General features: G+C 71.9%; 24 protein-coding genes. 14 read left to right on the plus strand and 10 right to left on the minus strand.

Features of this window, described 5'->3' with window-relative positions; genetic code table 11:
* Positions 1 to 22: 22 nt before the first annotated feature.
* From EV371_RS09800 to EV371_RS09810, 3 genes are all read left to right on the plus strand, one after another.
* Positions 23 to 778, plus strand: coding sequence for a WYL domain-containing protein (locus EV371_RS09800; RefSeq protein ID WP_130461778.1), 756 nt, complete (start codon positions 23 to 25; stop codon positions 776 to 778).
* 93 nt (positions 779 to 871) lie between these two features.
* Positions 872 to 1327, plus strand: coding sequence for a nuclear transport factor 2 family protein (locus EV371_RS09805; RefSeq protein ID WP_165436648.1), 456 nt, complete (start codon positions 872 to 874; stop codon positions 1325 to 1327).
* Positions 1328 to 1837: 510 nt separating this feature from the next.
* A complete protein-coding gene (locus EV371_RS09810; protein ID WP_130461780.1) occupies positions 1838 to 2464 on the plus strand; it encodes an NADPH-dependent F420 reductase in 627 nt (208 codons plus the stop codon).
* An 8-nt stretch (positions 2465 to 2472) separates the two neighbouring features.
* Here EV371_RS09810 and EV371_RS09815 read toward each other — a convergent pair whose 3' ends face one another.
* From EV371_RS09815 to EV371_RS09840, 6 genes are all read right to left on the minus strand, one after another.
* On the minus strand, positions 2473 to 3738 hold the full coding sequence (locus EV371_RS09815) for an AI-2E family transporter (protein WP_207230447.1): 1266 nt from the start codon (positions 3736 to 3738) through the stop codon (positions 2473 to 2475).
* A 268-nt stretch (positions 3739 to 4006) separates the two neighbouring features.
* Positions 4007 to 4963 carry a hypothetical protein gene (locus EV371_RS09820; protein WP_349338328.1) on the minus strand — a complete coding sequence of 319 codons (957 nt, stop codon included), beginning with the start codon at positions 4961 to 4963 and terminating at the stop codon, positions 4007 to 4009.
* 224 nt (positions 4964 to 5187) lie between these two features.
* Complete coding sequence (locus EV371_RS09825) at positions 5188 to 5874, minus strand: response regulator transcription factor (RefSeq protein WP_130461781.1); 687 nt, start codon at positions 5872 to 5874, stop codon at positions 5188 to 5190.
* A complete protein-coding gene (locus tag EV371_RS09830; protein ID WP_130461782.1) occupies positions 5844 to 7004 on the minus strand; it encodes a hypothetical protein in 1161 nt (386 codons plus the stop codon). Before EV371_RS09830 ends, EV371_RS09825 begins: the two co-directional genes overlap by 31 nt.
* Positions 6994 to 8145 (minus strand): ATP-binding protein, encoded by a 1152-nt coding sequence (locus EV371_RS09835; protein WP_130461783.1) that lies wholly within the window; start codon positions 8143 to 8145, stop codon positions 6994 to 6996. Before EV371_RS09835 ends, EV371_RS09830 begins: the two co-directional genes overlap by 11 nt.
* Positions 8146 to 8631: 486 nt before the next feature.
* Positions 8632 to 9678 carry an L-dopachrome tautomerase-related protein gene (locus EV371_RS09840; protein WP_130461784.1) on the minus strand — a complete coding sequence of 349 codons (1047 nt, stop codon included), beginning with the start codon at positions 9676 to 9678 and terminating at the stop codon, positions 8632 to 8634.
* Positions 9679 to 9810: 132 nt separating this feature from the next.
* Here EV371_RS09840 and EV371_RS09845 point away from each other — a divergent pair, with 132 nt between their 5' ends.
* Together EV371_RS09845 and EV371_RS09850 are read left to right on the plus strand one after the other, a co-directional pair.
* Positions 9811 to 10305 carry an NUDIX domain-containing protein gene (locus EV371_RS09845; protein WP_130461785.1) on the plus strand — a complete coding sequence of 165 codons (495 nt, stop codon included), beginning with the start codon at positions 9811 to 9813 and terminating at the stop codon, positions 10303 to 10305.
* A gap of 187 nt (positions 10306 to 10492) precedes the next feature.
* A complete protein-coding gene (locus tag EV371_RS09850) occupies positions 10493 to 11116 on the plus strand; it encodes a VTT domain-containing protein (protein WP_130461786.1) in 624 nt (207 codons plus the stop codon).
* A 23-nt stretch (positions 11117 to 11139) separates the two neighbouring features.
* Here the strand turns inward: EV371_RS09850 and EV371_RS09855 are convergent, their stop codons facing one another.
* Positions 11140 to 11604: a hypothetical protein gene (locus tag EV371_RS09855; RefSeq protein WP_130461787.1), complete on the minus strand. Its 465-nt coding sequence runs from the start codon at positions 11602 to 11604 to the stop codon at positions 11140 to 11142.
* A 134-nt stretch (positions 11605 to 11738) separates the two neighbouring features.
* Positions 11739 to 12371 carry a LysE family transporter gene (locus EV371_RS09860; protein ID WP_130461788.1) on the minus strand — a complete coding sequence of 211 codons (633 nt, stop codon included), beginning with the start codon at positions 12369 to 12371 and terminating at the stop codon, positions 11739 to 11741.
* A gap of 208 nt (positions 12372 to 12579) precedes the next feature.
* Here EV371_RS09860 and EV371_RS09865 point away from each other — a divergent pair, with 208 nt between their 5' ends.
* Positions 12580 to 13539, plus strand: coding sequence for an aminoglycoside phosphotransferase family protein (locus tag EV371_RS09865; protein ID WP_349338331.1), 960 nt, complete (start codon positions 12580 to 12582; stop codon positions 13537 to 13539).
* A 98-nt stretch (positions 13540 to 13637) separates the two neighbouring features.
* Here the strand turns inward: EV371_RS09865 and EV371_RS09870 are convergent, their stop codons facing one another.
* Positions 13638 to 15071: a glycoside hydrolase family 10 protein gene (locus EV371_RS09870; protein WP_486484553.1), complete on the minus strand. Its 1434-nt coding sequence runs from the start codon at positions 15069 to 15071 to the stop codon at positions 13638 to 13640.
* Positions 15072 to 15673: 602 nt separating this feature from the next.
* Between EV371_RS09870 and EV371_RS09875 the strand changes: the two genes are divergently transcribed.
* The 6 genes from EV371_RS09875 (at position 15674) to EV371_RS09900 (ending at position 20964) form a co-directional block, all read left to right on the plus strand.
* The gene (locus EV371_RS09875) at positions 15674 to 16279 is read left to right on the plus strand and encodes a winged helix-turn-helix domain-containing protein (protein ID WP_207230448.1); all 606 of its coding nucleotides are present in this window, start codon (positions 15674 to 15676) and stop codon (positions 16277 to 16279) included.
* A gap of 137 nt (positions 16280 to 16416) precedes the next feature.
* Complete coding sequence (locus EV371_RS09880) at positions 16417 to 17175, plus strand: SRPBCC family protein (protein ID WP_130461790.1); 759 nt, start codon at positions 16417 to 16419, stop codon at positions 17173 to 17175.
* A 167-nt stretch (positions 17176 to 17342) separates the two neighbouring features.
* Entirely contained in the window at positions 17343 to 17549 is a 207-nt protein-coding gene (locus EV371_RS09885; RefSeq protein WP_130461791.1) for a hypothetical protein, read from the plus strand.
* Positions 17546 to 19111, plus strand: a complete 1566-nt coding sequence (locus EV371_RS09890) for a multicopper oxidase domain-containing protein (protein ID WP_207230449.1) — start codon at positions 17546 to 17548, stop codon at positions 19109 to 19111. Before EV371_RS09885 ends, EV371_RS09890 begins: the two co-directional genes overlap by 4 nt.
* 6 nt (positions 19112 to 19117) lie before the next feature.
* Positions 19118 to 20293 carry a histidine kinase gene (locus tag EV371_RS09895; RefSeq protein WP_130461792.1) on the plus strand — a complete coding sequence of 392 codons (1176 nt, stop codon included), beginning with the start codon at positions 19118 to 19120 and terminating at the stop codon, positions 20291 to 20293.
* Positions 20290 to 20964: a response regulator transcription factor gene (locus EV371_RS09900; protein ID WP_130461793.1), complete on the plus strand. Its 675-nt coding sequence runs from the start codon at positions 20290 to 20292 to the stop codon at positions 20962 to 20964. The genes EV371_RS09895 and EV371_RS09900 overlap by 4 nt, the downstream gene beginning before the upstream one ends.
* Positions 20965 to 21066: 102 nt before the next feature.
* On the opposite strand, the gene EV371_RS09905 is transcribed toward EV371_RS09900, so the two are convergent.
* Positions 21067 to 21537 carry a MerR family transcriptional regulator gene (locus EV371_RS09905; protein WP_130461794.1) on the minus strand — a complete coding sequence of 157 codons (471 nt, stop codon included), beginning with the start codon at positions 21535 to 21537 and terminating at the stop codon, positions 21067 to 21069.
* Positions 21538 to 21593: 56 nt separating this feature from the next.
* On the opposite strand from EV371_RS09905, the gene EV371_RS09910 reads away from it, so the two are divergent.
* Positions 21594 to 22577, plus strand: coding sequence for an oxidoreductase (locus tag EV371_RS09910; RefSeq protein ID WP_486484554.1), 984 nt, complete (start codon positions 21594 to 21596; stop codon positions 22575 to 22577).
* A 410-nt stretch (positions 22578 to 22987) separates the two neighbouring features.
* Positions 22988 to 24466, plus strand: coding sequence for a hypothetical protein (locus tag EV371_RS09915; protein ID WP_130461795.1), 1479 nt, complete (start codon positions 22988 to 22990; stop codon positions 24464 to 24466).
* Positions 24467 to 24657: the final 191 nt, after the last annotated feature.

A 24657-nucleotide genomic window follows, 5' to 3' on the forward strand; every position in this document is an offset into this window, starting at 1 on the left:
ACCCGATCGGTAGTTTTGGCAGGTGAACCGTACCGATCGGCTTTATGCCCTGGTGGAGGAGTTGCGCGCGGTCGCACCCCGGCCGCGCAGTGCACGCTGGCTCGCCGACCGATTCGAGGTCGACGCGCGCACGATCAGGCGGGACATCGGCGCCCTACAGGAGTCCGGCGTGCCCATCTATCCCGAGCTGGGCCGGGGCGGCGGCTATGCCCTGGACCGGGCCTACACGCTCCCGCCGGTGAACATCACCCCGCGCGAGGCGATCGCCGTCGCCGTCGCGCTGGGCACGATGGCCGACACCCCGTTCCTCGACGCGGCGCGGTCGGTGCTGCACAAGATCCTCGCGGTGATGCCACCGTCCGGTGTGGAGACGGCAGCCGAGCTCGCCGGCCGGGTCCGGCTGGCGGCGCTGGAACCGGAGCCGGCGGCGCTGCCCGCCCGGCAGGTGCTCCGGACCGCCGGCGACGCGCTGCTCAGCCGCACCGTGCTGGCGATCGAGTACGTCGACCGTAACGGTGCCGCCTCACAGCGGCTGATCGAGCCGGTGGAGCTGCTCGGCGCCGGCCGGCTGTGGTATCTGGTCGGTTGGTGCCGGCTCCGCCAGGAGGTACGCGGCTTCCGGCTGGACCGGATGCGCCGGGCGGCGCCGACCAACGAGACCGCGCCGCCCCGGTCGATCGAGCCCGCCTGGCGGGGCGGGCTCGACGTGCCGGCGACCCCGCTGCGCCTGCCCGGGCGGGCGGATCCGGTGGGAAAAGCGGACAGGATGCTGTCCTGACCAGGGTCGAGAATGGTGGGTGACGAGGCCGGCCCGGCACGCCGACGCGCTCGGCGACCGGGCCGGATCACCGCCCACGGGAGGACTCTCGCGATGACCATCAACACCAACCACAGCTCGGTCCTGGTCCCCGTCGACTCCCGACCGATGCTCTGGCAGAACTGGATGGCGCTGCGCAACGGCGACCGGTCGCTCGTCGAGGAGATCCTCGCACCCACGGTTCTCGCCCACCTGCCGGTGCCCGGCGGGTCGCCGGAGCAGGTCCAGGGCCGTCAGGCGCTGGTCGCCTGGGTCTCCGGCCGGCACGCCGGCTGCCCGGACGCGCGGCTGGCCGTCGAGGTCGGCCCGATCATCGGACCCGACCTGATCGCCGGTCGGTGGAAGCTCACCCGGGACGGCGACGACCCGGACAGCCTCTGTCCACACCGGATCGTCGTGGCCTGCTCCGGGGTCGACATCCTGCGGGTCGACGGCGACCGGATCGTCGAGTACTGGAGCCACGACGACAGCGTCCGGTTGGACCGCTGCCTGACCTACAGCGCCGCGTAGCAACGGCCCGGGAGCGGGGTGGGACGGTTCACCGGTCCTGCACCGCTCCCGGCCCTCCCCACCGGGTCAGGAGGGGTGACAGCTGTTGGCATATCGGTCGTCAGTAGCGTTCAACAGCGAAGCTATGGTCGGGATCGTGAACCTGAGGGATGGGCAGCCGCCACCGGCGTCTCGTACGCGACCGCGCGTCGGCGATACGAGTCCGGGACGTTGCCTGTTTCCACGTACCGGCTCGGCCGTCTGATCAGTGCCGGCGCGGGACGCCGCCCGACCAACTCCGACCTCGGCTCGGTCCGCACCCTGTCACCTCCCTTCCGGGACGTGGCCAGCCTATGCCCGCGCTTCGCCGCCCCGCCCGTCAGCGTGCGGCGGCAGGTCGGGGCGGTGGTGTCGGCGGGCGGAGGACGTCATGCGGAGGCAGGACGGGGCGGGGGCCCGGGGCGTAGAGGCGGGCGTTTGCCGGCCGACCCGCCGGGTAGCCCCGGCCAAGGCGGTGGAAAGGGGAGGACCGTGCGGATCGGCATCGTCGGCACCGGGCACGTCGGTGAGACCCTGGCCCGATTGTTCAACAAGGCGGGCCACGAGCTTGCGGTGTCCAACTCCCGGGGCCCGGACACGCTCAGTGAACTCGCGGACGAACTGGGCGAGCGGGTGCATCCGGCAACCGTGGCGGAAGCGGCCCGGTTCGGTGACCTGGTGGTGGTCTCGGTACCCGTCGGCCGGTACGCCGAACTGCCCGCCGAGCCGATGGCGGGCAAGACGGTGATCGACACCGGGAACTACTACCCGGAGCGCGACGGCCACAATCCGCAGCTCGACCAGAACCGGACCACCTCCAGCGAGCTGCTCCAGCGGTACCTGTCGAAGGCGCACGTGGTGAAGGCGTTCAACACGATGCGCTGGGACCACCTGCGCGAGTACGGCCGGCAGTCCTCGGCGCAGCGCCGTTACGGCATTCCGGTCTCCGGGGACGACGTCAGCGCGAAACGGCAGGTCGCCGACCTGATCGAGCAGATCGGGTACGAGCCGGTGGACGCCGGCCGGCTGGCCGAGGGGCGCCGGCACCAGCCCGGTACCCCGATCTATCTCGCCGACCTGGACGGCGCCGAACTGCACAGCCGGCTCGGCGCACCGTAGCCGCCGGCTCAGCTCTCCGGGCTGCTCCGGCCGGTGTCGCCGGGCGCCGGGCTCGCCTCACCCGCTGGCTCGCCCGCCGGTCCGGCTGCCCCCGCGCCGTCCTTGCCAGCCCGGTCGCCGTCGTCGTTGTCGGTCCGGTCGTCGTCGTTGTCGGTCCGGTCGTCGTCGTTGGTCCGGTTGTCGTCGTTGGTCCGGGCGTGCCGGTCCGCCGCCACCGAGTTGACCACGCTGTAGAGCACCGCGGCGATCGGCACCGCGACGAAGGCGCCCACGATGCCGCCGAGCAGCGTACCGGCGGCGACCACCAGCAGCACCACCACCGGGTGCAGCCGGACCTGCCGCTTCATGATCAGCGGTTCGAGCAGGTTCCCCTCGGTCTGCTGCACGGCGATCACCGCCGCCAGCACCAGCAGCGCGGTGGTCGGTCCCTTCGCGGCCAGCGCGACGAGTACCGCGACCCCGCCGGCCACGGTCGCGCCGATGATCGGCACGAAGCCGCCGAGGAACGTGATCACCGCCAGCGGCAGCGCCAGCGGGACGCGGAGGACCACCAGCGCGATCCCGATGCCGATCGCGTCGATCGCGGCGATCATCATCGTGCCCCGGGTGTACGCGCCCAGCGTGTGCCAGCCGGCCCGACCGGCCGCCGCCGTCCGGGCCCGGGACCCCTGCGCGACCCGGTCCAGCACCCACCGCCACATCGAGCGGCCGTCCTTCAACAGGAAGAACAACAGCACCAGGACCAACAGCAGGCCGCCGATAGCCTCCGCCACGGTGGCCACACCGCTGACCGGGTCCGGTGCCGACCTCTGCACCCCGGAGACCGCCTGCTGGGTCCACTTGTCGACCTGCTGCTCGCTGATCGGCAACGCGCCGGTGAGGAAGTCCCGGGTCCGCTCCAGCCCCTGGTCGAGCTGCTTGATCAGATCGGAGAACTGGTCGGCGGTCAACCGCCAGATCAGCAGTACGGCGCCGCCGAGCAGCCCCAACAACAGCAGTACCGAGGTCAGCGCGGCGAGCGCGGATGGGAAGCGGTGCCGACGCAGTCGGCTGGCCACCGGATCGAGCAGCGCGGCCAGGAACAGGGTGGCCGCGAGTGCGATGCTCAGCGGTGCCAGCCGGGTGGCGATCCGTGCCAGGACGTACGCCCCGGCGGTGATGACGAGCAGGCAGGCGCTGGCCAGCACCGTCCAGCGCACCAACCAGGGGAGACGGTCCAGGAGTTGGCCGGGGCGCCCACCGTACCCGTTCGACCGACCGGCCGCGTTGCCCATGTCCGCCTCCCAGTCGACCCTCGGCGTCCCGGATACCCGCCGGATGCCCGGGCGACACCTACCGCTGTGGGGCGAACTGTTCGGTTCCGACGACGCTGGACACCCGCCTCGCCTCCCCTGGAGAGACGGCCGGGCAGGGTCGAGGCGGCGGGTGCCGGGGGTCGAGGCGGCTCGGGTGCCGAGGCGAGGCGGCCTGGGCGGTGAGCGGCGCCGCCCGGCCTGCCGAAGCGGCGCGGTTCGGCGGTCGGAGTAGTCGGAGGCGGCGCGGTCAGGAGGCGGAGCCCGGCTGCCGCTCCGGCCAGCGGCCAGGTGAGACGACCGGCATCCGGCCCGACGGGTTCCGGGCCGACGGCGGCAGGTTCCGGCCGGGTGTCGGCGAGCCCGCGCCCGGGGTCGACGAGTTGCCGGTCGGCGCGGCGGAACTCCGACTGGCGGTCGGCGCGTTGCGGCGGCGCAGCGAGCGACGGTAGTAGTCGTCCCGGTGCGCGAACTCGACCGGGAGCGATCCGGGCAGGTCGACGCCGCGCCGGGGATCGGCCAGGGCGTCGGCGTGCAGTGCCAGCCCGGCGCGGGTGAGCAGCGCGTCCCACTCCGGCGGGGCCAGCTCCACCATGGCCGGATTGGCGAGCCGGAACCCGGCCACCGCTCGCCGGATCACGGTGGCCAGCCGGCGTACGCTCTGCGGCGAGTCGAGCGGGCCGCCGGAGAGGGCGAGCGCCGGCCGCCCGGTGGCGCGTACCGCGTCGCAGACCACGAGCAGGCGCTCCTCGGTGGCCGCCGATCCGGCGGTGGCCGAACCCGACGTACCCGGACCGATGTCCGGGCCGGTGCCGGGGGAGAGGATGCGCAACCCGGCCGGCCACTGCCAGCGGATCTGCCCGGTCACCACCCGGCTGCCGACCGGCCCGATCCGGCGCCGGTGCCGTGGATCCGCCGGAATCCCCGGCGCCGGTCCGATGTGGCAGTCCACGCAGACGTACGCGAGCCGCCGGTCGGTGACCAGGACCTCGGCGGGCCGGGGCAGCGACCAGGCCAGCTCGTCCGGGCCGGCGCTGGGCGCGAGCAGGTATCCGGCGACGTCGACCCGGTCACGCCACAACACCCGCTCGTCGGTGTCCAGCACCAGCCGACGGTGCCAGTCGAGCCGGGGGAAGTAGGTGTCGTCCTGGTTCGGATCGTCGAAACGATGTGGCCGGATGAAGAACGGGGACGCGTTCTCGGTCATTGGGGAGGGCCTCCCGGGTACGGGACGTCGTACCTCTAAGGCTGGCGGACTTCCGATCCGCTGTCACGACGGTTGTTGGGGGGTCGGACGCTCGGCTGACCCGGGCACGGCCGTTGGGTGACGCACGCTGGATCTATGGCCGTGCGGCGCCGGCAAGTCATGGGACAGGGGCCGGCGGGGCGACCGTGCGGGAGCGGGCGCGCGGCGAGGGGTGACCCGGTCGACTAGTTGCCGATCTCGTCGGCCCGGACGAGGCCGTCCTCGATGGCCCGGGCCAGCAGTGCGGCCTTGGTCGCGGCGGGCCGGCCAGCCCGGGCGTACTTGATCCGGGCCCGGTCCACGTACTGCTTGACCGTGTGCTCGCTGATCTTCATCCGACGCGCCACCGATGCCTTCGACATCGACTGGAACCAGAGCAGCAGCGCCTCGCGTTCCTTGTCCGACAGCACGGGCCGCCCGGTGCGCCGGTCGCCGACGATCGCACCGGCCAGCGCCGGTGGCACGTACGGGCGGTCACTCGCCGCCGCCAGGACGGTCTCGACGCAGTGCTCGCGTCCCTCCTGTTTGGCCAGGAAGGCGACGGCCCCGGCGTCCAGGACGGCCAGGATGGTGTCGGGGTCGCTGTGCTCGGAGTAGACCACCACCCGTCGGCCGGCGCCGCTCAGCTCGGCCACCTTGTCGATCACCATCCGGCCGCGCAGCCGCAGGTCGAGCAGGATCACGTCGGCCGGCGGCTGCTCCGGGGCGAGTACCCGGTCCGGGTCCTCGCCGGTCGCCACCACCACCAGCCGTGGCTCGGTGGCCAGCCACGAGCGGATCCCCTCGATGACCACCGGGTGGTCGTCGACGATCGCGACCGGGATCCGCGATCCCTTCGGGGTCACGCCGCCCGCCACCGGGTCTGCACCCATACCAGTTCCTCGTTCTCCTCGTGGATGTACTCGACCTTGCCGTCCGCGCCGGAGAGGTCGTCGCCGGAACCTCCGATGGTGTCACCGGCGCCGACCGGCTCGGACGTGATCACCGACGTGCCGGGTGTGGTCAGGCTCACCACGACCTCGTCGGGCTGGCCGACCACGGTCAGCCGGGCCCACCGGGTCGCGGCGGCCAACGTCGTGGTCAGCGGTTCGGCGAGCCGCCGGCGGATCTCCACCGGCAGCGGTGGCAACGCGCCGACGGCCACGAAGTCGACCGGCAGGCCGTTGCGCTCCACCACGTCGACGCAGGCGCGCAGTTCGTGCAGCAGCGGATCCGGCACGTCGTCCGACTCGGCGATCAGCCGGCGCAGCCGGGACGCCTCCAGGGCGCAGCGGCGCTGTACCGCCGGATCGGCCGGATCGGCCCGTCCCTGCGCGAGTTCGGTCAGGATGGCCCCGGCGGTCCGGTCCAGCGCGGCGAGCCGGTCCCGGCGGGTCTGGTGCGTCCGGCCGGCGGTGGCCCGCTCGGTCTCGATCGCCGTCCGGGCCGCCGCCGCCTGGGCGGTGGTCCCGGCGAGCGTGCCGAGCAGGTTGATCGCGATCATCATCGCGATGGGCAGTGTCGCGTTGCCGTAGACAGCCATCGCGTACCGGCTCAGGTCCGCCGCTTCGGTACCGCGCAGTGTGAGTACCCCGACCAGGGCTATCGCCGCGCCGACCGCCAGCACCGCGACCAGGGCCGGAATCCGACGTCCCCAGAGCAGGAGCACGACGAACCAGCCGAGGGTCGACCAGCCGAAGTTGACGGCGCCGAAGACCAGCGAGGGTGGTACGCAGGCGAAGACCACCACGTCGACCAGGAGCAGCACCCCGACCAGTGGCCAGGTCGGCGAGGGCGCGCCGCGCAGCAGGTTGACCGCGGCGACCGCGCCGACCGCCCCGAAGACCAGCCAGCCGGCACCGACGACCCAGGGCAGCCGCAGCTGCTGCCAGGCGCCGAGTATCGCCGGCAGGTTGATGGCGAGGTGCCAGCCGAAGGCGATCAGCACGGCCGCGATCCGGGGACCTCGTTCGACGGTGGCGGTGACCGCGCCTGCGGCGCCGCCGGCCAGGTCAGTGGGCATCCGACCACTCCAGCCGGATCCGGGTGCCCCGACCGGGCGCGGACGAGACCTCGGCCCGGCCGCCGACCGTCGCCATCCGGCCGTGCACGGATTCCCGCAGGCCGTACCGGTGTCGGGGGACCGCCTCCGGGTCGAAGCCGGGCCCGTCGTCGACCACCTCGACCGCGACGGTGCCGCCGCTGTGGCACAGCCGCACCGAGGCGCTGGCCCCGGGGGCGTGTCGAAGCACATTGGACAGTGCTTCGCCGGTGCTGTGGGTGACCGCCTCGGCGACCGGAGCCGGCACCTCGCACGGCTCCAGCGCAGCGCTGGCCCGTAGCTCGGGCAGCCGGCCGAGCAGCGCACGCAGCCGCTCGTCGAGGGCGATCAGTCGGACTTCCGCCGCCGGCTCGGGGGCGACCACCGGCTGGTTGCCGGCCAGGCCGGCCAGGGTGCGCAGGTCGGCGGCGGCCCGCTCGCGCAACATCGGCGACCGTGCGGGAACCGCGCCGAGGCCGACCACGGTGAGGGTGGAGAGCACGGTGTCGTGCAGGTCGCGGTTCTGCTGCCGCTCGGCGGCGCGGGCGGCCCGCGCGGTCAGGGCGGCCAGGGCGGTCTGCTGGTACGCGGCGAAGGCGGCGTCGGCGAGCCGGCTGCTGCGCCGGGCCACCCCGGCCAGGGCGGCCGCGCAGCCGGTCTGCACGGTAAGGGTGATCGCGTGCCCGACCGCCTCGGTGTCGTTGCCGGCCAGGTGCACGCCGATCCCGTACGCGACGGCCACCAGCAGCCCGGCCGGGACCGAGCGGGCGGTCGGCAGGATGAACTGGGCGACGATCACCGAGGTGCTGGACTGGATCGCCACCCAGCTCACCTCGCCGGGCAGTACCTCGGCGGCGACCACGTCCCGGACCAGCAGACAGGTGCCGACGGTGAGCAGGATGTCGACGGCCATCGCGGGCGCCGGCCGGCGCCACCGGACCACCATTGCCGCGAAGAGCACCGACCAGGCGGTCAGCAGACCCACCACGCCGACGAGCAGCGGGGTGGAGACCGGCGGGGTGCGCACCGCGAGCGCTGGCACCGCGCAGGCGATCCCGCAGGTGAGCCGGAGCAGGGCCGGAAAGATCGTGTAGACCCAGCCGAGCGCACTGGCGGCCGGCATCTCGGCGCCGGTCGGTGCCGGATCGACCGGTCCGGGAGAGCCGACCGGGACGGAGGCATTCGCGGCGGAGACAGACATGGGGTGCCCGGCCCTCCCGTCGCTCCGCCGCCGCGCGGCAGCACGTCCACACCGGACCGCGCCCCTACGCATCGAAGCCGAAGAATAGCAGAGGCATAACGGCTAATTTGTCCCAGATTGCTCTTGGTGACCGGCCGTCTCCCACCTGCGGGCAGCCGGACCGGCCGTCACGTGACCTGACCATCGAACGGAGGCCACGTGACGGCCGGTCGGGGGTCAGTGTGACAGCCGTACGGGGGTCAGCGCGACCCGTTCCGGAGGTCAACACACGCCCGGCCGGGAGTCTGCGCGCCCCCTTCCGGGGCCACCTCCAGCCCGACCGGGGATCAGGGCCCGCCCTACCGGCCAGTCAGGGCCCGTCGTATCGTCGCCCACCCGGGCCGGGCCCGCCGTGTCTCGGGGTCGGTGTCAGGCGTGATCGTTGGCGGGTGGCACCGCGTTGACCGGCATCCGGTAGATCCACACCGGATAGTCGACGTCGGAGGCGCCGCCGGCCAGCCCAGGAGTGCGGTTGAGCTGGGCCGCCGGGATCCAGAGCTGGCCGGTGCCGTCGAGCCAGAGCGCGTCACCCCAGACCAGCCGGGGGTCCGCGACCAGGGTCTCGATCCGGCGGTCGAGCCCGATGGCCAGGATGCGCCGCCGATCCACGTCACTCAGGTAGATCACGCCGGCCGCGTCGATCGCGGTACCGCCGGTGGTCGGGGTGTCCACCCACGGCTCGACCTGCCGGGCGACGATCTCCGGTGGAATCTCCGGATCGTCGAGGCAGCGTGTCTCGATCCGGTGCAGGGGCCCGGAGGCCGGCTGGTAGTAGAGGTACCGGCCATCCGGCGAGACCTCCAACTGGTCGGCGTGGATCCGCAGCTCCCGGCCGTGCACGTCGCGCAGCATCGCCCCGTCGGCCCGCAGCGGCCGGTGGGCGACGGTGCTGGCATGCCCGTCGAGCACCCGGCGGCACCCTCCGGTCGCCAGGTCCAGCACGATCAGCCCGGGCGCGCCGGCGTCGGTCAGGTAACCCATCCGACCGTTGAACCGGACGTCGTCGACGTAGCTGTTCGGCCGCAGCGCCGGGCCGAGGTCGTAGCTGCGGACCACCGTGCCGGAGTCCGGCTCCACGACGATCAGCCGGGGACCTCCGGGTACGACCGGCAGGCCAATCCCGGGGCTGCCCGAGTCGACGATCCAGAGGTTGCCGTCCGGCCCGATCCGCACCCCGTTCACGTGCACGAAGGTGCCCTCCGGATCGAGGACGTCGCGCACCTCGTTCCAGGCCGCGTCGGGATAGGGCACGACCCGGCCGTCCGAGACCACCTCCCCGACCTGGATCCCGGGGCCGTCCGCCGACGGGAAGCTGACGAAGACCCGTCCGTCGCCGGTGGTGGTCACGCCGGTCCAGACCCGGTCGGCGGCGGCCACCGGCCGCAGCCGGGGATCCTCCTGGATGGTGGGGCGCACGCCGCCGAGCCTATCGCCGGGAAAGCCCCGGAAAGTCCGTTTCGTCGCAGGTCCGCGCTCCCGGTCGCCGTCAGGCCGTCCAACCCGGGCAATGGGGGCGGCTGACACGCCGCTCCGCCTACCGTGGCGTACATGCCGATCCCGCCGCACGTCGCCCGGCTGCGTGCCGCCGTCGGGCCCGCCGAACTGCTACTCCTGCCCAGCGCCTCGGTGCTGCCCGTCGACCCGGTCGGCCGCCTGTTGCTGGTACGCCACCGGGGGCACACCGACGGGTGGGGCCTGGTGGGCGGTGCCGTCGAGCCCGGCGAGTCCCCGGCCGAGGCCGCCGTACGGGAGGCCCGGGAGGAGATCGGTGTCGAGGTGCGGCTGACCCGGCTGCTCGACGTACTGGGCGGGCCGGAGTTCGAGGTGACCTATCCGCACGGTGACCGGGCCGCGTACGTCACCGCGGTCTACCGGGCCGAGATCGTCGCCGGCATCCCGCGTCCAGACGGCGACGAGGTCGGCGAGGTCGGCTGGTTCGACCCCGCGGAACTCGCCGCACTACAGGTCAGCCGGTTCGCCCGCGCGGTGCTCCGGGCCACCGGACACCGGGACGGGGCGGCCGGCCAGTCCCGGCACCAGTAACGGCATTTCTGGCGTTTCGGTTCATCCGCTCGGGCACGATGGCCGGGTGGGGTTCGCCTCGGCCGGAACGCCCGCTCGCCGGCCCGGTGGTGCGGTGCGGTGCGGCGTCCTCGGCTGTCTGCCGGGCAGCCACCCGGGTGGCTCCGCCGCCCGGTCGGCTGCCGGTGCCGGTTGACAGGCGGCCCGGGTGGACCGCGTCATCGACATCCTCACCGCACTCTCCGGCTGGGCTGCGCTGCTGGTGGTCGGCGCGCTCGCCTTCGGCGAGTCCGCCGCCTTCGTCGGGCTGTTCCTGCCCGGGGAAACCGCGCTGCTGCTGGGTGGAGCGCTCGCCGCCACCGGCCGGGTGAGCCTGTCGGCGATGGTCGTGGTCTCCACCGTCGCCGCCATCGCCGGGGACAGCGTCGGATACGAGATCGGTCGCTGGAGCGGACCGCCGCTGCGGCGCAGCCGTCCCGGACGCTGGGTCGGCGAGGAACGCTGGAACCGGGCCGAGGGGTTCGTCGCCCGGCACGGACCGTTGGCGGTGCTGCTGGGGCGGTGGGTCGGGGTACTCCGTACCCTGGTGCCGGCGCTGGCCGGGATGAACCGGATGCCGTACCGCCGGTTCCTGCTCTACAACGCCCTCGGTGGCGCGGCCTGGGCGACCACCGTGGTGATGGTCGGCTATCTGGCCGGCGCCTCCTGGCGGCGGCTCGAGAACCACCTGGGCGAGGCCGGCGCCGGCCTCGCCGCGCTGGTGGTGCTCTGCCTGGCGGCCGGGTGGCTGGTCCGGCGGCGCCGCCGCGCGCGGCGCGGCGCGCGGAGTTGAATCGGGGGCGGGGTGGATCCCCGTCAGTCGGCGTGCGGCCAGGGTGAGACGGCCACCACGACGCCGTACAGCAGGTGGTCGGCGAGGAGCGCCACCCGTTCCCGGGCATCGTGCTGCGGGCGCTCGGCGATGCCGAGCAGCGGCGCGATGCCCGCCTCGAAGACCGCCCAGAAGGCGAAGCCGTACGCCGGGCCGGTCCAGCCCCGCCGGCGCAGCGACCGGGGCAGCAGACCGAAGAGCATCCCGCCGCCGGCACCGTACGCCCAGTGGACCAGCTCGATCACGGCCTGCCTGCGGTCCATCGGTACCCGGCGGAACAGGCCGGGTGCGGTCTGCCGCAGCACATCCTCCGGCGGGGTACGCCGGACCAGCCCGAGGCCGTTGGTCACCTGTCGGAAGCCGGACATCGCCATCGCGGCGAGCACGCCCCGGGTGGCGCCCCGGGTCGCCGCCGCCGAGGTTCCGTGCCGCCGGTGTGGATGGATCACCCTGGCTCCCTTCCCTGCCGGCGAGACGCCGCCGAGGTGTACGCAGCATCGCTGCTACCCCGGGGGAGAGCCGGGAAACCCGAAGCCACCGGAGCAGATGCTGGAGAATCATCTTCACCGCTCGACGCCGAGGTTCACCGCTCGACAGCGAGGCGCACCCCGAGGCCGATGAAGATGCCACCGGTCGCCGCGTCGATCCGGCGCCGTGCGGCGGCCCGTCGGCGTAGCCAGCCGCCGATCCGCCCGGCGAACACTCCGACGGCACCGTCGACCAGGAACTCCAGCCCGATCAGGATGGCGCCGAGGATGGCGAACTGAAGCCAGACCTGCCCGAGCCCCGGGTTGATGAACTGTGGCAGGAACGCGATCGTGAAGGTGACCATCTTCGGGTTGAGCAGGTTCGTCAGCAGCCCGCTCAGGTACGCCTTCCGGCCCGACATCCCACCGGCCTCGGTCGACAGCTCGGCCCGGTTGTCCCGGCGGCGCCGGATCAGCTGCACACCGAGATAGACCAGGTAGACGGCGCCGACGATCCGGACCACCGCGAACGCGGTCGGCGCCGCCGCGAAGAGGGCGGCCAGTCCCGCCGCCGCCACGGCCACGTGGACGGCTTCGCTCGTCGCCACCCCGGCCGTGGCGAGCAGGCCGGCGCGGGAGCCGCCGCGCATCCCGCAGCCGAGCACGAACAGCATGTCCGGCCCGGGCGTGACCATGGCGACGATCGTGGTGAGGGTGAACGCCAGCAGAAGGTGTTGGTCGATCGGCATCCTGCGATCATTTCACCCGGTCCCCGGCTCGGCGGGTCACGGTCGTCCGGATGCCGGCCGGCGGAGCCCCGGACGCACCTCGTCGGCACCTCGGAGCAGACCGTGCCTCCCGCGGAGCCGGAAAGAGCTGGGCCGGTCATCCGGCGGCGCCTATCCTGCGAGTGGCGACGGCCACCGTCAGTCGTCGCCGGTGCCGAAGGAGATCCGATTGTCCACAGTCGAGTCCTGGCCCGGCCACGTGCGCACCGACGAGGCTCTCGTCCGACGCCTGCTCGCGGCCCAGTTTCCGCGGTGGGCGGAACTGCCCATCCGTCGGACCCGGATCTGGGGGACCGACAACGCGATGTACCGGCTCGGCGACGACAAGGTGGTCCGCCTGCCCCGCTTCGCCAGGTGGGCTCCGCAGGTCGACCGGGAGCAGCGCTGGCTGCCCCGACTGGCCCCGCATCTGCCGTTGACCGTCCCCGTTCCGCTCGCGCTTGGGCAGCCGGCCGAGGGCTATCCGTTCCGCTGGTCGGTCTATCCCTGGCTGGACGGCGAGAACCCGCCCCGCGGGGGCGGCGCCGATCCGGACCGGTTGGCACGGGACGTGGCGGAGTTCATCATCGCGCTACGTCGGATCGACCCGACCGACGGTCCGGCGCCGGAGGCCAGCAACGCGTATCGGGGCGTACCCCTCGGGGACAGCCGGCCGTCGGTAGCGGCGGACGACGTGGTCCGGTCCCGGGTCGCGGCCCTGACCGGTCTGGTCGACACCGACGCCCTGACAGCGGTCTGGGAGGCGGCCCTGGCGGCGGTACCGGCCTGGGACGGTCGGGGCGTCTGGATCCACGGAGATCTCGCGTCCGGAAACCTGCTGGCCGTCGACGGCCGGCTCCGTGCCGTCATCGACTTCGGTTGCCTGGGTGTGGGTGATCCGGCCTGTGACCTGATGGTCGCCTGGACGCTGCTGCCGGAGCGCAGCCGTGCCGTGTTCCGGGCCGCGCTATCGGTCGACGACGCCACCTGGGCGCGAGGCCGGGGCTGGGGGATGGCCATGCGGGTGCCCGCACCGAAGGACTTCTCGGCCGCCGACCCGGACCGGTCGGCCTACGCCCAGCGGATCGTGGCCGAGTTCGTCGCCGACCACCGTCGGGAGGTGGCGGCGACCCCACCGCGTCGACTCTGACCGGTGGTGGGGCTGGGCTCGGCGGTGGGCTGGCGGAGACGACGGTGCGGAGGACCACAGTGGTGGTCCTCCGCACCGGTGGTGTGCTGGTGGGTGGGTCAGCTGGCGCTACAGGTGGGTGCCATCCCCGCGCCGCTGCCGGTCCCCTGGAAGCCGAATTCGGTCGACTGGCCGGCGGCTATCCGGCCGTTGTAACTCACGTTGGTGAATGTGACCGCGCCGCTGTTGCCACTGCGGTTCGCATTCCAGGCGTTGGTGACGGTGGCGCCGGATGGCAGGGTCATCCCCACTGACCAGCCGTTGGTACCCGAGGAGCCGGCGGTCACCCGTACCGTTGCCACGAAGCCACCGTTCCAGGAGTTCAGCGACACCGTCGCGGAACAGCCGCCCGGCCCCTGCGTCGGCGGGGTCGTGGGCGGGGTCGTGGGCGGGTTCGTCGGGTTGCTGGTCGGCGGGGTCGTCGGCGGGTTGGTCGGGGTAACGCCGTTGTTCAGCGCGCTGAGCGTCGCGTCGTACGCCGGCTTCTTGTTGCCGTTGCAGTCGAACAGCAGCGGGGTGCCACCGCTACGCCACGAGTCGCAGTCCCGTACGCCCCAGACGGTGATGCCGTTGCAGCGGGAGACGGCGAGGCAGTCGTTGACCACGTTGCGGTAGGTGTTGGCCTGGGTGGTGCCGGAGCCCTCGATGTCCAGCTCGGTGATCTGGACGTCGACGCCGAGCGCGGCGAAGCTGGAGAGCGTGGTGCGGTAGTTGCTGTTGTACGGCGAGCCGCTGTTGAAGTGCGACTGGAAGCCGACGCAGTCGATCGGTACGCCGCGCTGCTTGAAGTCCTGCACCATCCGGTACACCGCCTGGGTCTTGGCCCAGGTCCAGTTGTCGGTGTTGTAGTCGTTGTAGCAGAGCTTCGCGTTCGGGTCCGCCGCGTCGGCGGCCCGGAACGCGGCCTCGATCCAGTCGTTGCCGGTGCGCTGCAGGTTCGAGTCGCGGCGGGCACCGCTGTTACCGTCGTCGAACGCCTCGTTCACCACGTCCCAGGAGTCGATCTTGCCGGCGTAGTAGCTGGCCACCCGGGTGACGTGGTTGAGCATGGCCTGCCGCAGGGAGCTGCCGGACATGTTCCGCATCCACTCCGGCTGCTGTGAGTGCCAGGCCAGGGTGTGGCCCCGGACCTTCCAGCCCCGGCTCAGGGCGTGGTTGACGATCCGGTCGGCGTTGCCGAAGGTGAAGTTGTTCTGCTGCGGCTCGGTCGCGTCGATCTTCATTTCGTTCTCGGCGGTGACGCTGTTGAACTCGCGGTTCAGCACCGTTGTGTAGGTGCTGTCGCTGAGCTTGTTCGCCGCCACGGCCGCGCCGAAGTAGCGGCCGCCCCGCTCTGCCGCCGACGCGCCGAGCGTCGTCGCGGCGCTGGCGGAGCCGGCGAAGGTGAGGGCCGCACCGGCGGCGAGGACGCCGACGGCGAGCGAGACCAGGGCGGCGCGCGGGCCGGGTCTCGCCATCAGACGTCTGGGGTCGGGGACGGTCTTGTCGCTCATGGTCTGTTGCCTCTCGGGTCCGCGAAGGGATGGTGTGGGTGTGTCGTCGATGCGTCCGTCCGCTGCGGTGCCGGCTCGACGGACGGTGTCGCAGGGCGCGCTCAACCTTACGTTGTATCGACAGAACTCGATCTTAGGAGGCTAACGGAAAGATTCCGAAACTTCAATCGCCCCATGCTCCGGTTATATCGAGGTCGGTGCGGATGGGGACAGTTGGCGCCCATCTCGCGAAGGCGCCTGATCTCGGTCTGATCGCTGGTGGGAAGCGTTCGACCACATGGGGCCGGGTCGAGGGCTTCCCTTGGAGTCGAGCACCGAAACTTTCGCTTCCGACAGATCGCCTGCATTGTCTGGCATGAGTGATATCTGTCGATGGCGAGGGATGATGCTGGATCGCGGTGATCCCACCGGGGTGGCGCGTTGATCGGGCTGCCGGGCGGGAGCGTGGTCGGCGGCGGGACTGCGGACCGGCCGAACGTCGGCTCGCTGCCGTCGACCCCGGAGCGACGGCCGGTGCGGGCATTTCGCCGTCCCGTCTGTGGACACCTGCCGACAGTTCAGCTTTCCTTGACAAGAAGAGTTGTCGGTGGCACGCTTGGCCCATGTTCGACATCGCAGTGATCGAGGATTCGGCGGCGGCCGAGGCTTCGCTCGACCCGATCCGGTCCCGGCTGCTGGCCGAGTTGGCTGAGCCGGCGTCCGCCACGATGCTCGCCGCCCGGGTCGGCCTGGCCCGGCAGAAGGTCAACTACCATCTCCGGGCACTCGAACAGCACGGGTTGATCGAGCTGGTCGAGGAGCGCCGCAAGGGCAACGTCACCGAACGGGTGATGCGGGCCACCGCGGCGTCATACGTGATCTCCCCGGTGGCGCTCTCCGCCGTGCGACCCAATCCCAGCCAGCCGCCGGACCGGCTGTCGGCCCGGTGGCTGCTGGCGGTCGCGGCCCGGCTCGTCCAGGACGTGGGTGCGCTGATCACCGGCGCCGACCGGGCCGACAAGCGGGTCGCGACGTTCGCGATCGACGCACAGGTGAGATTCGCCTCGGCGGCCGACCGGGCCGCGTTCGCCGAGGAGTTGGCAGGGACGGTCAGCGCCCTGGTCGGCCGGTACCACGACGAGTCCGCCCCCGGCGGCCGTCCCCATCGCGTCGTGGTCGCGCTGCACCCGCACGTCCCTGACCAGGAGAGCACGGGCGCGACCAGCTAGCCGCGGCGCCCGCCCCAACCGCGGCGCTCGCCGCACAGACACCTCGGCGCGCAGACACCCCGCACCGCCGTAACGACCACCCGCAGGGCCGGTGGGACCGGCCCGTCCATTACGTCAGTGAATTGGAGAGTTCAACCGTGGGACACGAATTCGAACTGCGCAAGGAAGTCGAACTGGCCGCGACGCCGGAGCAGGTCTGGGCGGCGATCGCCACCGGCCCCGGCATCGACTCCTGGTTCATGGGGCACACCGAGGTGGACCCGCGCGAGGGTGGACGGAACACGTTCACCATGGCCGGGCAGACCGAGGAGTCGACGGTGACCGCCTGGGAGCCCGGAAAACGGTTCGCGTACGGCACCGAACCCGGGCCGGACGGCACCTTCATGGCGCTCGAATACCTGATCGAGGGGCGTGACCAGGGCAGCACCGTGCTGCGCCTGGTGCAGAGCGGCGTGCTCGGCGACAACTGGGAGACGGAGTACGAGGCGATGCAGGTCGGCTGGGGCATGTACCTGGCCACCCTGGCCGCGTACGTGCGGCACTTCCCCGGCCGGCACGGCACCCCCGTCGCCGCGTTCCGGCCCGGTGCCGGCGAGCCGGACCAGGTCTGGGCGGCCGTGGCCCGGGCGTTCGGCATCGCCGGCCCGATCACCGAGGGTGCGCCGGCCCGGCTCACCCTCGCCGGCCTGCCGCCGGTCGAGGGAGTCGTCGACATCACCGGCCTGCCCACCTACTTCGGGGTACGCACCGACGACGCGCTCTACCGGTTCCTGCACTCCGGCACCGAGCGGGGCAGCGCGCTGGTCCTCGGCCACCACCTCTTCGACGCGGACGTGGACCAGGCCCGGGTCGAGCGTGCCTGGCAGGCATGGGTCGACCAGCTTCCCACCGGCTGACGTCCAGCGGTTCCGGACGAGCGGGAGACGGCTCGGCGGGGCCCCGGACCGGGGCCCCGCTGGCACCCGCCCCCGAGGCTGGGTCGGGGGCGTACACCGGGGGGAGTACGGGTTTCGACTCCGATCGGCAGACGCGCCAGGGCAGGTCGGCTACCTAGCGTCGAGGCATGACTGAACGTCGTCTGCGCTGGGTCGGGCTGGTCGTGGCACTGACCGGGCTCGCCTTCAACCTCGGCTGGTTCTTCGTCCCGCCGCACGTCTGGCTCGACGATCCCGGTCTGGTACCGATGCCCGAGGCGCTGCTCGGTTGGTGGGTGATCGTCATCGGCGTCGCACTCGTCGCCTGGAGCCTGCGGCCGCGGCGCCGGCGGTGAGCACCCGGCGCAAGGTGCTCGGCTGGCTCGGCGCGGGCACCGGCCTGCTCGTCGTCCCGGCCGCCGGATTCGGCGGCTACCTCTGGGCGCAGTCCGGACGGAGCAATGTCGGCACGCTGTCGTTCCGCAACCGGCTGCCGATCCCGCCGCTGCTGCCGCCGACCGTCGACGCCGACGGACGCAAACGGTTCCGGCTCACCCTCGCCGAGGGCCACACCGAACTGCTCCCCGGCACCAGCACCGCCACCTGGGGTGCCAACGGGCCGATCCTCGGACCGACGCTTCGGGCCCGGCGGGGTGACCGGGTGGCCGTCGACGTGACCAACAACCTGCCCGAGACCACCTCGGTGCACTGGCACGGCATGCAGCTGCCGGCGGTGATGGACGGCGGTCCGCACCAGCCGATCGGACCCGGCCGGACCTGGCAGCCGTACTGGACCATCGAGCAGCGGGCCGCGGCCCTCTGGTACCACCCCCACCTGCACCAGCGCACCGCGGCGCACGTCTACCGGGGTGTCGCCGGCCTGTTCCTGGTCGACGACGACGAAACCGACGCGCTGCCCCTGCCCCGCCGGTACGGCGTCGACGACATCCCGCTGATCCTCCAGGACCGAAAACTGCACGACGACGGCAGGCTCGACGAGTCCGGTCTGGAGTTCGGCGGGTTCTCCATCACCGGCCTGCTCGGCGACCGGATCCTGGTCAACGGCGGCTACGACCCGTACCTGGAGGTCGACGCCGAACTGGTCCGGTTCCGGCTGCTCAACGGCGCCAACGCCCGGGTCTTCGCCGTCGGGTTCGCCGACGACCGCGAATTCTCGCTGGTGGCCACGGACACGGGAATGCGGGACGCGCCGCTGCCGCTGCGCCGGCTGATGCTCTCGCCGGGCGAACGCGCCGAGATCGTTGTGCGGTTCCGGCCGGGCGAGGAGGTACTGCTGCGCGGATTCCCGGCACCGATGGGCGGGAATTGGCTGATCCGGCGAATGGTCGGCGGTGCCGACACCTTCGACCTGCTGAAGATCGTCGCGGTGCCGGCGCTGCGGCCGTCGCCCGCGCTGCCGCCCCGGCTGACCGCCGCGCCGCCGTCGCCCGCGCCGACCCGGGCCGAGCCGCCGTCGCCCGCGCCGACCCGGGCCGAGCCGTACCGGATGACGATGGGGGACTTCCGGTTCGACGGGCGGGTGATGGACCTGACCCGGATCGACCGGGTCGTCCGGGCCGGCTCGGTGGAAACCTGGGAGATCGCCAACACCGGTGGGATCCCGCACAACTTCCACGTGCACGGCGCGGCGTTCCACCTGCTCGATGTCGACGGCCGGCCGCCGGCACCGTACCTGGTGGGGGAGAAGGACACCGTGTACGTACCGCCGGGCGGCCGGGTCCGGCTCGCCGTACGGTTCCTGGCGCACTCGGACGTACGGATGCCGTACATGTTCCACTGCCACCTGCTCGCCCATGAGGACGCCGGAATGATGGGACAATTCCTTACCGTCTCGGCTCGGGACGAAGCCCGGGTGCCGGCCGACCTCGCCGGTGCGCATCCGGGGCACGGGAAGTGAGGTCCGATGCGTTGGCTCGACGCACTGCTCGCGCTGGCCAGCGCCGTCGCCATGACACTGGCGACCGAGGTGGCCGGCGAGCCGTCGAGCCGGGACTCGACGGTCGCCGCGGCCGTCCTCGGGGTCGGGACCGGCGCCCTGCTGCTGTTCCGGCGCCGGTACCCGGTGCTGGTGCTGGTGCTGTCGCTGGTCGCCATCATGGGCTACAACCTGACCGGCCTTCCCGGCGTATCACCGATCTGGCCGCTGCTGGTCCCGCTCTACACGGTCGCCCGGGCGGGCCAGCCGCTGATCGGCGCGGCGGTCGGCGTCTCCACCCTGCTGGTCTCCACCGGCTGGGTGCTGAACGCCGGGGTCGAACCGCTCCGGCTGCTCGACGGGGCGCTCCGAGAGGCCGCGATGCTGGCCCTGGCCCTGGTGGCCGGCACCGCGTTCCGCACCGCCGAGCTGTACGCCCGGGAGGCCGACGCCCGGCTCGCCGCCGAGCAGGCGGAGCAGGCCCGGGAGGGGGCCCGGCTGGTCCTCGCCGAACGGATCAGGATCGCCCGCGAGCTGCACGACGTCACCGCGCACACCGTCGCGGTGGTCGGAATCCAGCTCAACCTGGCGCGGGAACTCGTTGCGCGGGACCCCGACGCCGCACAGGAACTGCTGGACAGCGCCCGAGGAGTCAACCTGGAGGCAATCGACGAGCTGCGTCGAGCGATACACCTGCTGCGCGAGCCAGATGCCGCAACCACGCCGGAACCACGGTCCCCGCCGGACGAGACGCACCTCGGCACGCTGCTCGACCGGGCGGCCGAGGCCGGCCTGACGACGGCGTTCGACCGCGAGGGCGAGCCCCGGCCGCTGCCGCCCACCGTCGGCTTGACCCTGTACCGGATCGCCCAGGAGTCGATCACCAACGTGATTCGGCACGCCAACGCCCGATCGGTCACGCTGATGCTCCGGTACGCCGCCGACGGCGTCGTCCTCGACGTTCGCGACGACGGCGCGGGTGGTGGTTCCGGGGCAGGTGGTGGTTCCGGGGCGGCCGCCGACGGGCACGGGCTGACCGGGATGCGGGAACGGGCGACCGGGCTGGGCGGGACGTTGCACGCCGGCCCGCTGCCCGGGGGCGGGTACGCCGTCCGAGCCTGGCTACCTCGGGCGATCACTGCCGTGGGCGGGACCGTGCGATGACGATCCGGGTGCTGCTCGCCGACGACCAGCCGCTCGTCCGGGCCGGGCTGCGTGGCCTGCTCGGGCTGGACGGCGACATCGAGGTGGTGGCGGAGGCGGGCGACGGCGCGGAGGCACTGCGGCAGGTCCGGCGGGTCCGACCCGACGTCGCACTACTGGACGTTCGCATGCCGGGAGTGGACGGACTGACGGCCACCGGGCGGATCACCACGGATCCGGTCACCGCCGGGGTACGGGTCATCGTGCTCACCACGTACGAGATCGACGAGTACATCTTCACGGCCTTGCGGGCCGGGGCGAGCGGCTTCCTGGCCAAGACCGCAAGCCGGGAGGAGCTGTGTCACGCTGTCCGGGTCGTCGCGGCCGGCGACGCCCTGCTCAGCCCGGGCGTGACCCGCCGGGTGATCGAGGAGTTCGGCCGGCGACCCGGGCCGCCGCAGGGCTCGACGGAGCGGCTCGCCGGGTTGACGGTCCGCGAACGCGAGGTACTGGCGCTGGTGGCGGGCGGGCGCAGCAACGCCGAGATCGGCCGGGTCCTGCAACTGAGCCCATTGACCGCGAAGACCCACGTCAGCCGGATCATCACCAAACTCGGTGCCCGCGACCGCGCCCAGTTGGTGATGCTGGCGTACGAGACGGGGCTGGTCACTCCCGGCGGAGCTGCCGAGTGAATCCCGTCCCCGCCGCCCGACGTGCTGCTCGTCGCCGCCCGAGCGTCGGCCGGCCCGCGCCCCCGGGACCACGCATCGGGCTCGTCTCGGTGCGGGCTGCTGTCATCGGCGTTCGCTGGCGCCGGTGCCGGGGTTGGTGTCCGAGGCGGTGTCGGCTCCGGTCGACGGGGTGCCCCAGAGCCGGTCGGCGGTGCCCTGCTGGACCGCCGCCTCGTACGCGGTGACCTTGCCGGTGATCAGGTCGAGGCAGTCCTGGAGTTCGGCGATCCGCTCCGTAACCCGCTGCCGGTGCGTACGCAGCAGTTCGAGGCGCTCGGCCTCGTTGCCCGGACCGTCGCCGACAAGTTCGGCGAGCCGGCGGATCGTGGCCAGTGGCATTCCGGAGGCTCGGAACTTCGTACAGTTGTGGAGCCACTGCACGTCCCACTGGGTGTAGACGCGGCGCCCGGCGCTGTTGCGGCGTAGCCGGCCGGTCAGCAGCCCTTCCCGCTCGTACAGCCGGAGGGTGTGCACGCTCAGGCCGGTACGCTCGGCCACCTGCCCGATGCTGAAATCCACTGGAGTGTCGAGCATGGCCGGAGCATACGCGTGTTGACCTAGAGCACGGTCTAGCAAATAGCTTCGCCCATGTGACAGTGACAGCAGACAATTCGGATACTGGATGTGCTGGCCGGGGAACCACCCGGGTCGGGGTCGGGGCCGGGGAGACGGTCGAGTTCGGCGCACGGAGTACCGCCGACGAGGTGTTGCGGGGGATCGACCTCGCCGGCAGACTCGCGCTCGTCACCGGCGGCTACTCCGGAGTCGGCCGGGAGACGACGGCGGCGCTCGTCCGGGCCGGTGCCCGGGTGGTGGTACCCGCCCGGCGGCCGGCGGCGGCCCGCACCGCCCTGGCCGGAATCGACGGGGTGGAGGTGGACGACCTCGACCTGGCCGACCTGGACAGCGTACGGGCCTTCGCGGACCGGTTCCTGGCCTCGGGCAGGAACATCGACATCATGATGAACAACGCCGGCATCATGGCCTGCCCGGAGACCCGGGTCGGCCCGGGCTGGGAGGCACAGTTCGGCGTCAACCACCTCGGGCACTACGCGCTGGTCAATCTGCTGTGGCCGGCGATCAGACAGAGCGGGGGAGCCCGGGTCGTGGTCCTCACCTCCCGCGCCCAGCACCCGTCGGCGATCCGCTGGTCCGATCCGCACTTCACCTCCGGATACGACAAGTGGCAGGCGTACGCCCAGTCGAAGCGGGCGAACGTGCTGTTCGCCGACCGGCTCGACACACTCGGCCGGGCGGCGGGAGTGCGGGCGTTCTCCGTGCACCCCGGTCACATCCTCACCCCGCTCCAGCGGCACCTCAGCCGGGCGGAGATGGTCGACGCCGGATGGGTGGACGCGGACGGCAACCTGATCGACACCGAGTTCAAGACGCCGGAGCAGGGCGCGGCGACCCAGGTGTGGGCGGCCACCTCACCCCGGCTCGCCGGCACCGGCGGGCGGTACTGCGAGGACTGTGCGGTGGTCGACCATGAGACGGACGCGGACGGGGCGGCGCGGCTCTGGGCGCTCTCGGCCGAGCTGACCGGTGTCGACGCGTTCAGGATGTCCACCTGATCTTGGTGCTCTCGGAGCTTGCTCCAGAACTCCCTGCGGTACGCTGACAGCCGCCGCCAGCTAGCCTGGATCATGACGCCCTCGTAGCTCAGGGGATAGAGCAACGGTTTCCTAACCTGACGCTCCGCCGGTGTCCGCAGGTCGCTGACCTGCGGCTTTTCTTTTTCTACCTGGTGTATACAGGTCGCAGGAAGGCCTTGCTGCGATCGCTTGCGAAAGATCAGCTACGCGTTGCTCGTTATGCTCCAACAGTGAGCAATGAACCACGGTAGACAGTGCCTCGTAGCCCCCGACCAAGCGGTAGAACCCTTCTGGCCAGTGCCCGCTGGCGCGGCTCGGCGTGCCCACCGATCCACCAACGCAACAGCGCCTTCAGCTAAACAGCTTGTCGGGCATGTGATTCTGGTCTGGTGACTCAGAGTCCTGTCCCCGAGTTCTCGTACCAGCAGTTTAGTTCGTTCGTGCGGCGTTTTAATCAAAAAGCCTTGCTGCAGGCACTCGCGCGGCGATCGCTGCGGGTGCCGTTGCGGCTGTCCCCTGAGGAGCCCGGTGCGCGGATTTTTATGGAGACACCGCCATGGGCGCTGGCCGCCGTCGCGAAGGCGTCCATCCTGCATGGCAACTCGCACCGGCGGAGCGTGCCGCAGGAGCGGGACATTGTGACGGCATGCTGGATGCATGAGAACCTCGTTCCGGAGGAGCTCGATCACTCCCACCTAAACTCGGCCTTCGCGATCATGGCGCGCACCCTCTACGAACAGTTCCCGTACCAGGAGCACGGTCTGGCCGAGCTCGCGCGTCCGGTGGTGTTCTTTGACGACTACGCCGGCAGCAGGCGGCTGAAGGTGATCCCGCCGGAGGCGATTGCTCAGCTTCTCGGTGCCCCGACGGTCACCGCGACGGAGATCGTGGTCATGCTCGCCACCTCGGCGGAACGCAACAGCGGCTTCTTCGATCCGGCCTGGCTCGATCAGCCGCAGTTCACCGAGCTGCTCGCTGTGCTGCCGCGGGACGAGATCCTGGGTGTCATCCGTTCGGTCTTCGGGCAGTCCATGGAGGAGTTCCGCCAGGAGAACACTTCGGCTGAGCAGCGAACACCGTTGCCGCACCTCGACCGCTACGCCTTCGATCCGCTGACCTCACGGCCGTTCGTGCGGCTCTCGGACGGCCGGCTCATCGCGCCGGTCCGCCACCTCATTCCGCGGCGCCTGACGCCACTGGAGCTCTACTACGTAGGAGTCGCCCGATGGGGGACGTCGTTCACGCGTGAGCTGGGTTATCTGCATGAGGACTACGTCGGACGGCAGTTCGCGACCCTCCCGGACGCTCGGGTGTATCCGGAGATCATGTATCGGGAGCGCAGACAGCAGGCAGCGAGTACAGATTGGTTCGTGGTGTTCAACGACCTGGTGCTGCTGGTCGAGACCAAGGCGACGCGCTCCCCGCTGGCAGCCCGCGCTGCCGACGCCACGGTGCAAGAGGCCTACGTCAAGACTTTGGGTGAGGCGTTCGACCAACTCGGCCGGACCCTCGACAAGATCCAGGCTGGTGCGCCCGAGTTCGCGGAGATTCCGACCGACCGGCCGTTCATTGGCATGGTCGCGACGCTCGACCCATGGTACGTCGCCAACAGTCTCGGCCGGACATTCCTGCCCACCCCGGCGCTGCCGACCGTAGTGGCGCCGCTGCGCGACATCGAGCAGTTGATCAGCATCGGGCAGCACCAGTCGGCCTCCTCGATCCTGCAGGAGATCGTGCGGGCTGGCGATGAACGCCAGACCTGGGAGTTGGGCACCGCGTTGCAGCAGTTCCGCGGCGCGGCCGATCGCAACCCGCTGCTGCACGCCGCCTTCGACCGCCTCCCAATCCGTCGGGAGACGCGACCGTGACCACCGCCGGGTCACTGTCGAACTGTCGGGCAGTCTGTCTGCGTTGGGCGGAATGACCGGCTCCAGCCTGCCGGATGGGGTCTGCGGACCGAGGTGGTCGCCGTTCCGGGTCGGTTCGCCAGCACCACCGGGTGTTCGCCATCGTCAACCACGGTGGCGCAAAATGGTGGAGGCCCTGGCCACCTTCCCCA

The organism is Plantactinospora sp. CNZ321, assembly GCF_004217235.1.

Bases quoted from the DNA above. Each gene is read 5' to 3' on its own strand.
- EV371_RS09805 (WP_165436648.1), top strand. From the start codon at position 872: ATGACCATCAACACCAACCACAGCTCGGTCCTGGTCCCCGTCGACTCC.
- EV371_RS09815 (WP_207230447.1), bottom strand. From the start codon at position 3,738: ATGGGCAACGCGGCCGGTCGGTCGAACGGGTACGGTGGGCGCCCCGGC.
- EV371_RS09820 (WP_349338328.1), bottom strand. From the start codon at position 4,963: ATGACCGAGAACGCGTCCCCGTTCTTCATCCGGCCACATCGTTTCGAC.
- EV371_RS09825 (WP_130461781.1), bottom strand. From the start codon at position 5,874: ATGGGTGCAGACCCGGTGGCGGGCGGCGTGACCCCGAAGGGATCGCGG.
- EV371_RS09830 (WP_130461782.1), bottom strand. From the start codon at position 7,004: ATGCCCACTGACCTGGCCGGCGGCGCCGCAGGCGCGGTCACCGCCACC.
- EV371_RS09835 (WP_130461783.1), bottom strand. From the start codon at position 8,145: ATGCCGGCCGCCAGTGCGCTCGGCTGGGTCTACACGATCTTTCCGGCC.
- EV371_RS09845 (WP_130461785.1), top strand. From the start codon at position 9,811: ATGCCGATCCCGCCGCACGTCGCCCGGCTGCGTGCCGCCGTCGGGCCC.
- EV371_RS09860 (WP_130461788.1), bottom strand. From the start codon at position 12,371: ATGCCGATCGACCAACACCTTCTGCTGGCGTTCACCCTCACCACGATC.
- EV371_RS09870 (WP_486484553.1), bottom strand. From the start codon at position 15,071: ATGAGCGACAAGACCGTCCCCGACCCCAGACGTCTGATGGCGAGACCC.
- EV371_RS09875 (WP_207230448.1), top strand. From the start codon at position 15,674: ATGTTCGACATCGCAGTGATCGAGGATTCGGCGGCGGCCGAGGCTTCG.
- EV371_RS09885 (WP_130461791.1), top strand. From the start codon at position 17,343: ATGACTGAACGTCGTCTGCGCTGGGTCGGGCTGGTCGTGGCACTGACC.
- EV371_RS09895 (WP_130461792.1), top strand. From the start codon at position 19,118: ATGCGTTGGCTCGACGCACTGCTCGCGCTGGCCAGCGCCGTCGCCATG.
- EV371_RS09900 (WP_130461793.1), top strand. From the start codon at position 20,290: ATGACGATCCGGGTGCTGCTCGCCGACGACCAGCCGCTCGTCCGGGCC.
- EV371_RS09905 (WP_130461794.1), bottom strand. From the start codon at position 21,537: ATGCTCGACACTCCAGTGGATTTCAGCATCGGGCAGGTGGCCGAGCGT.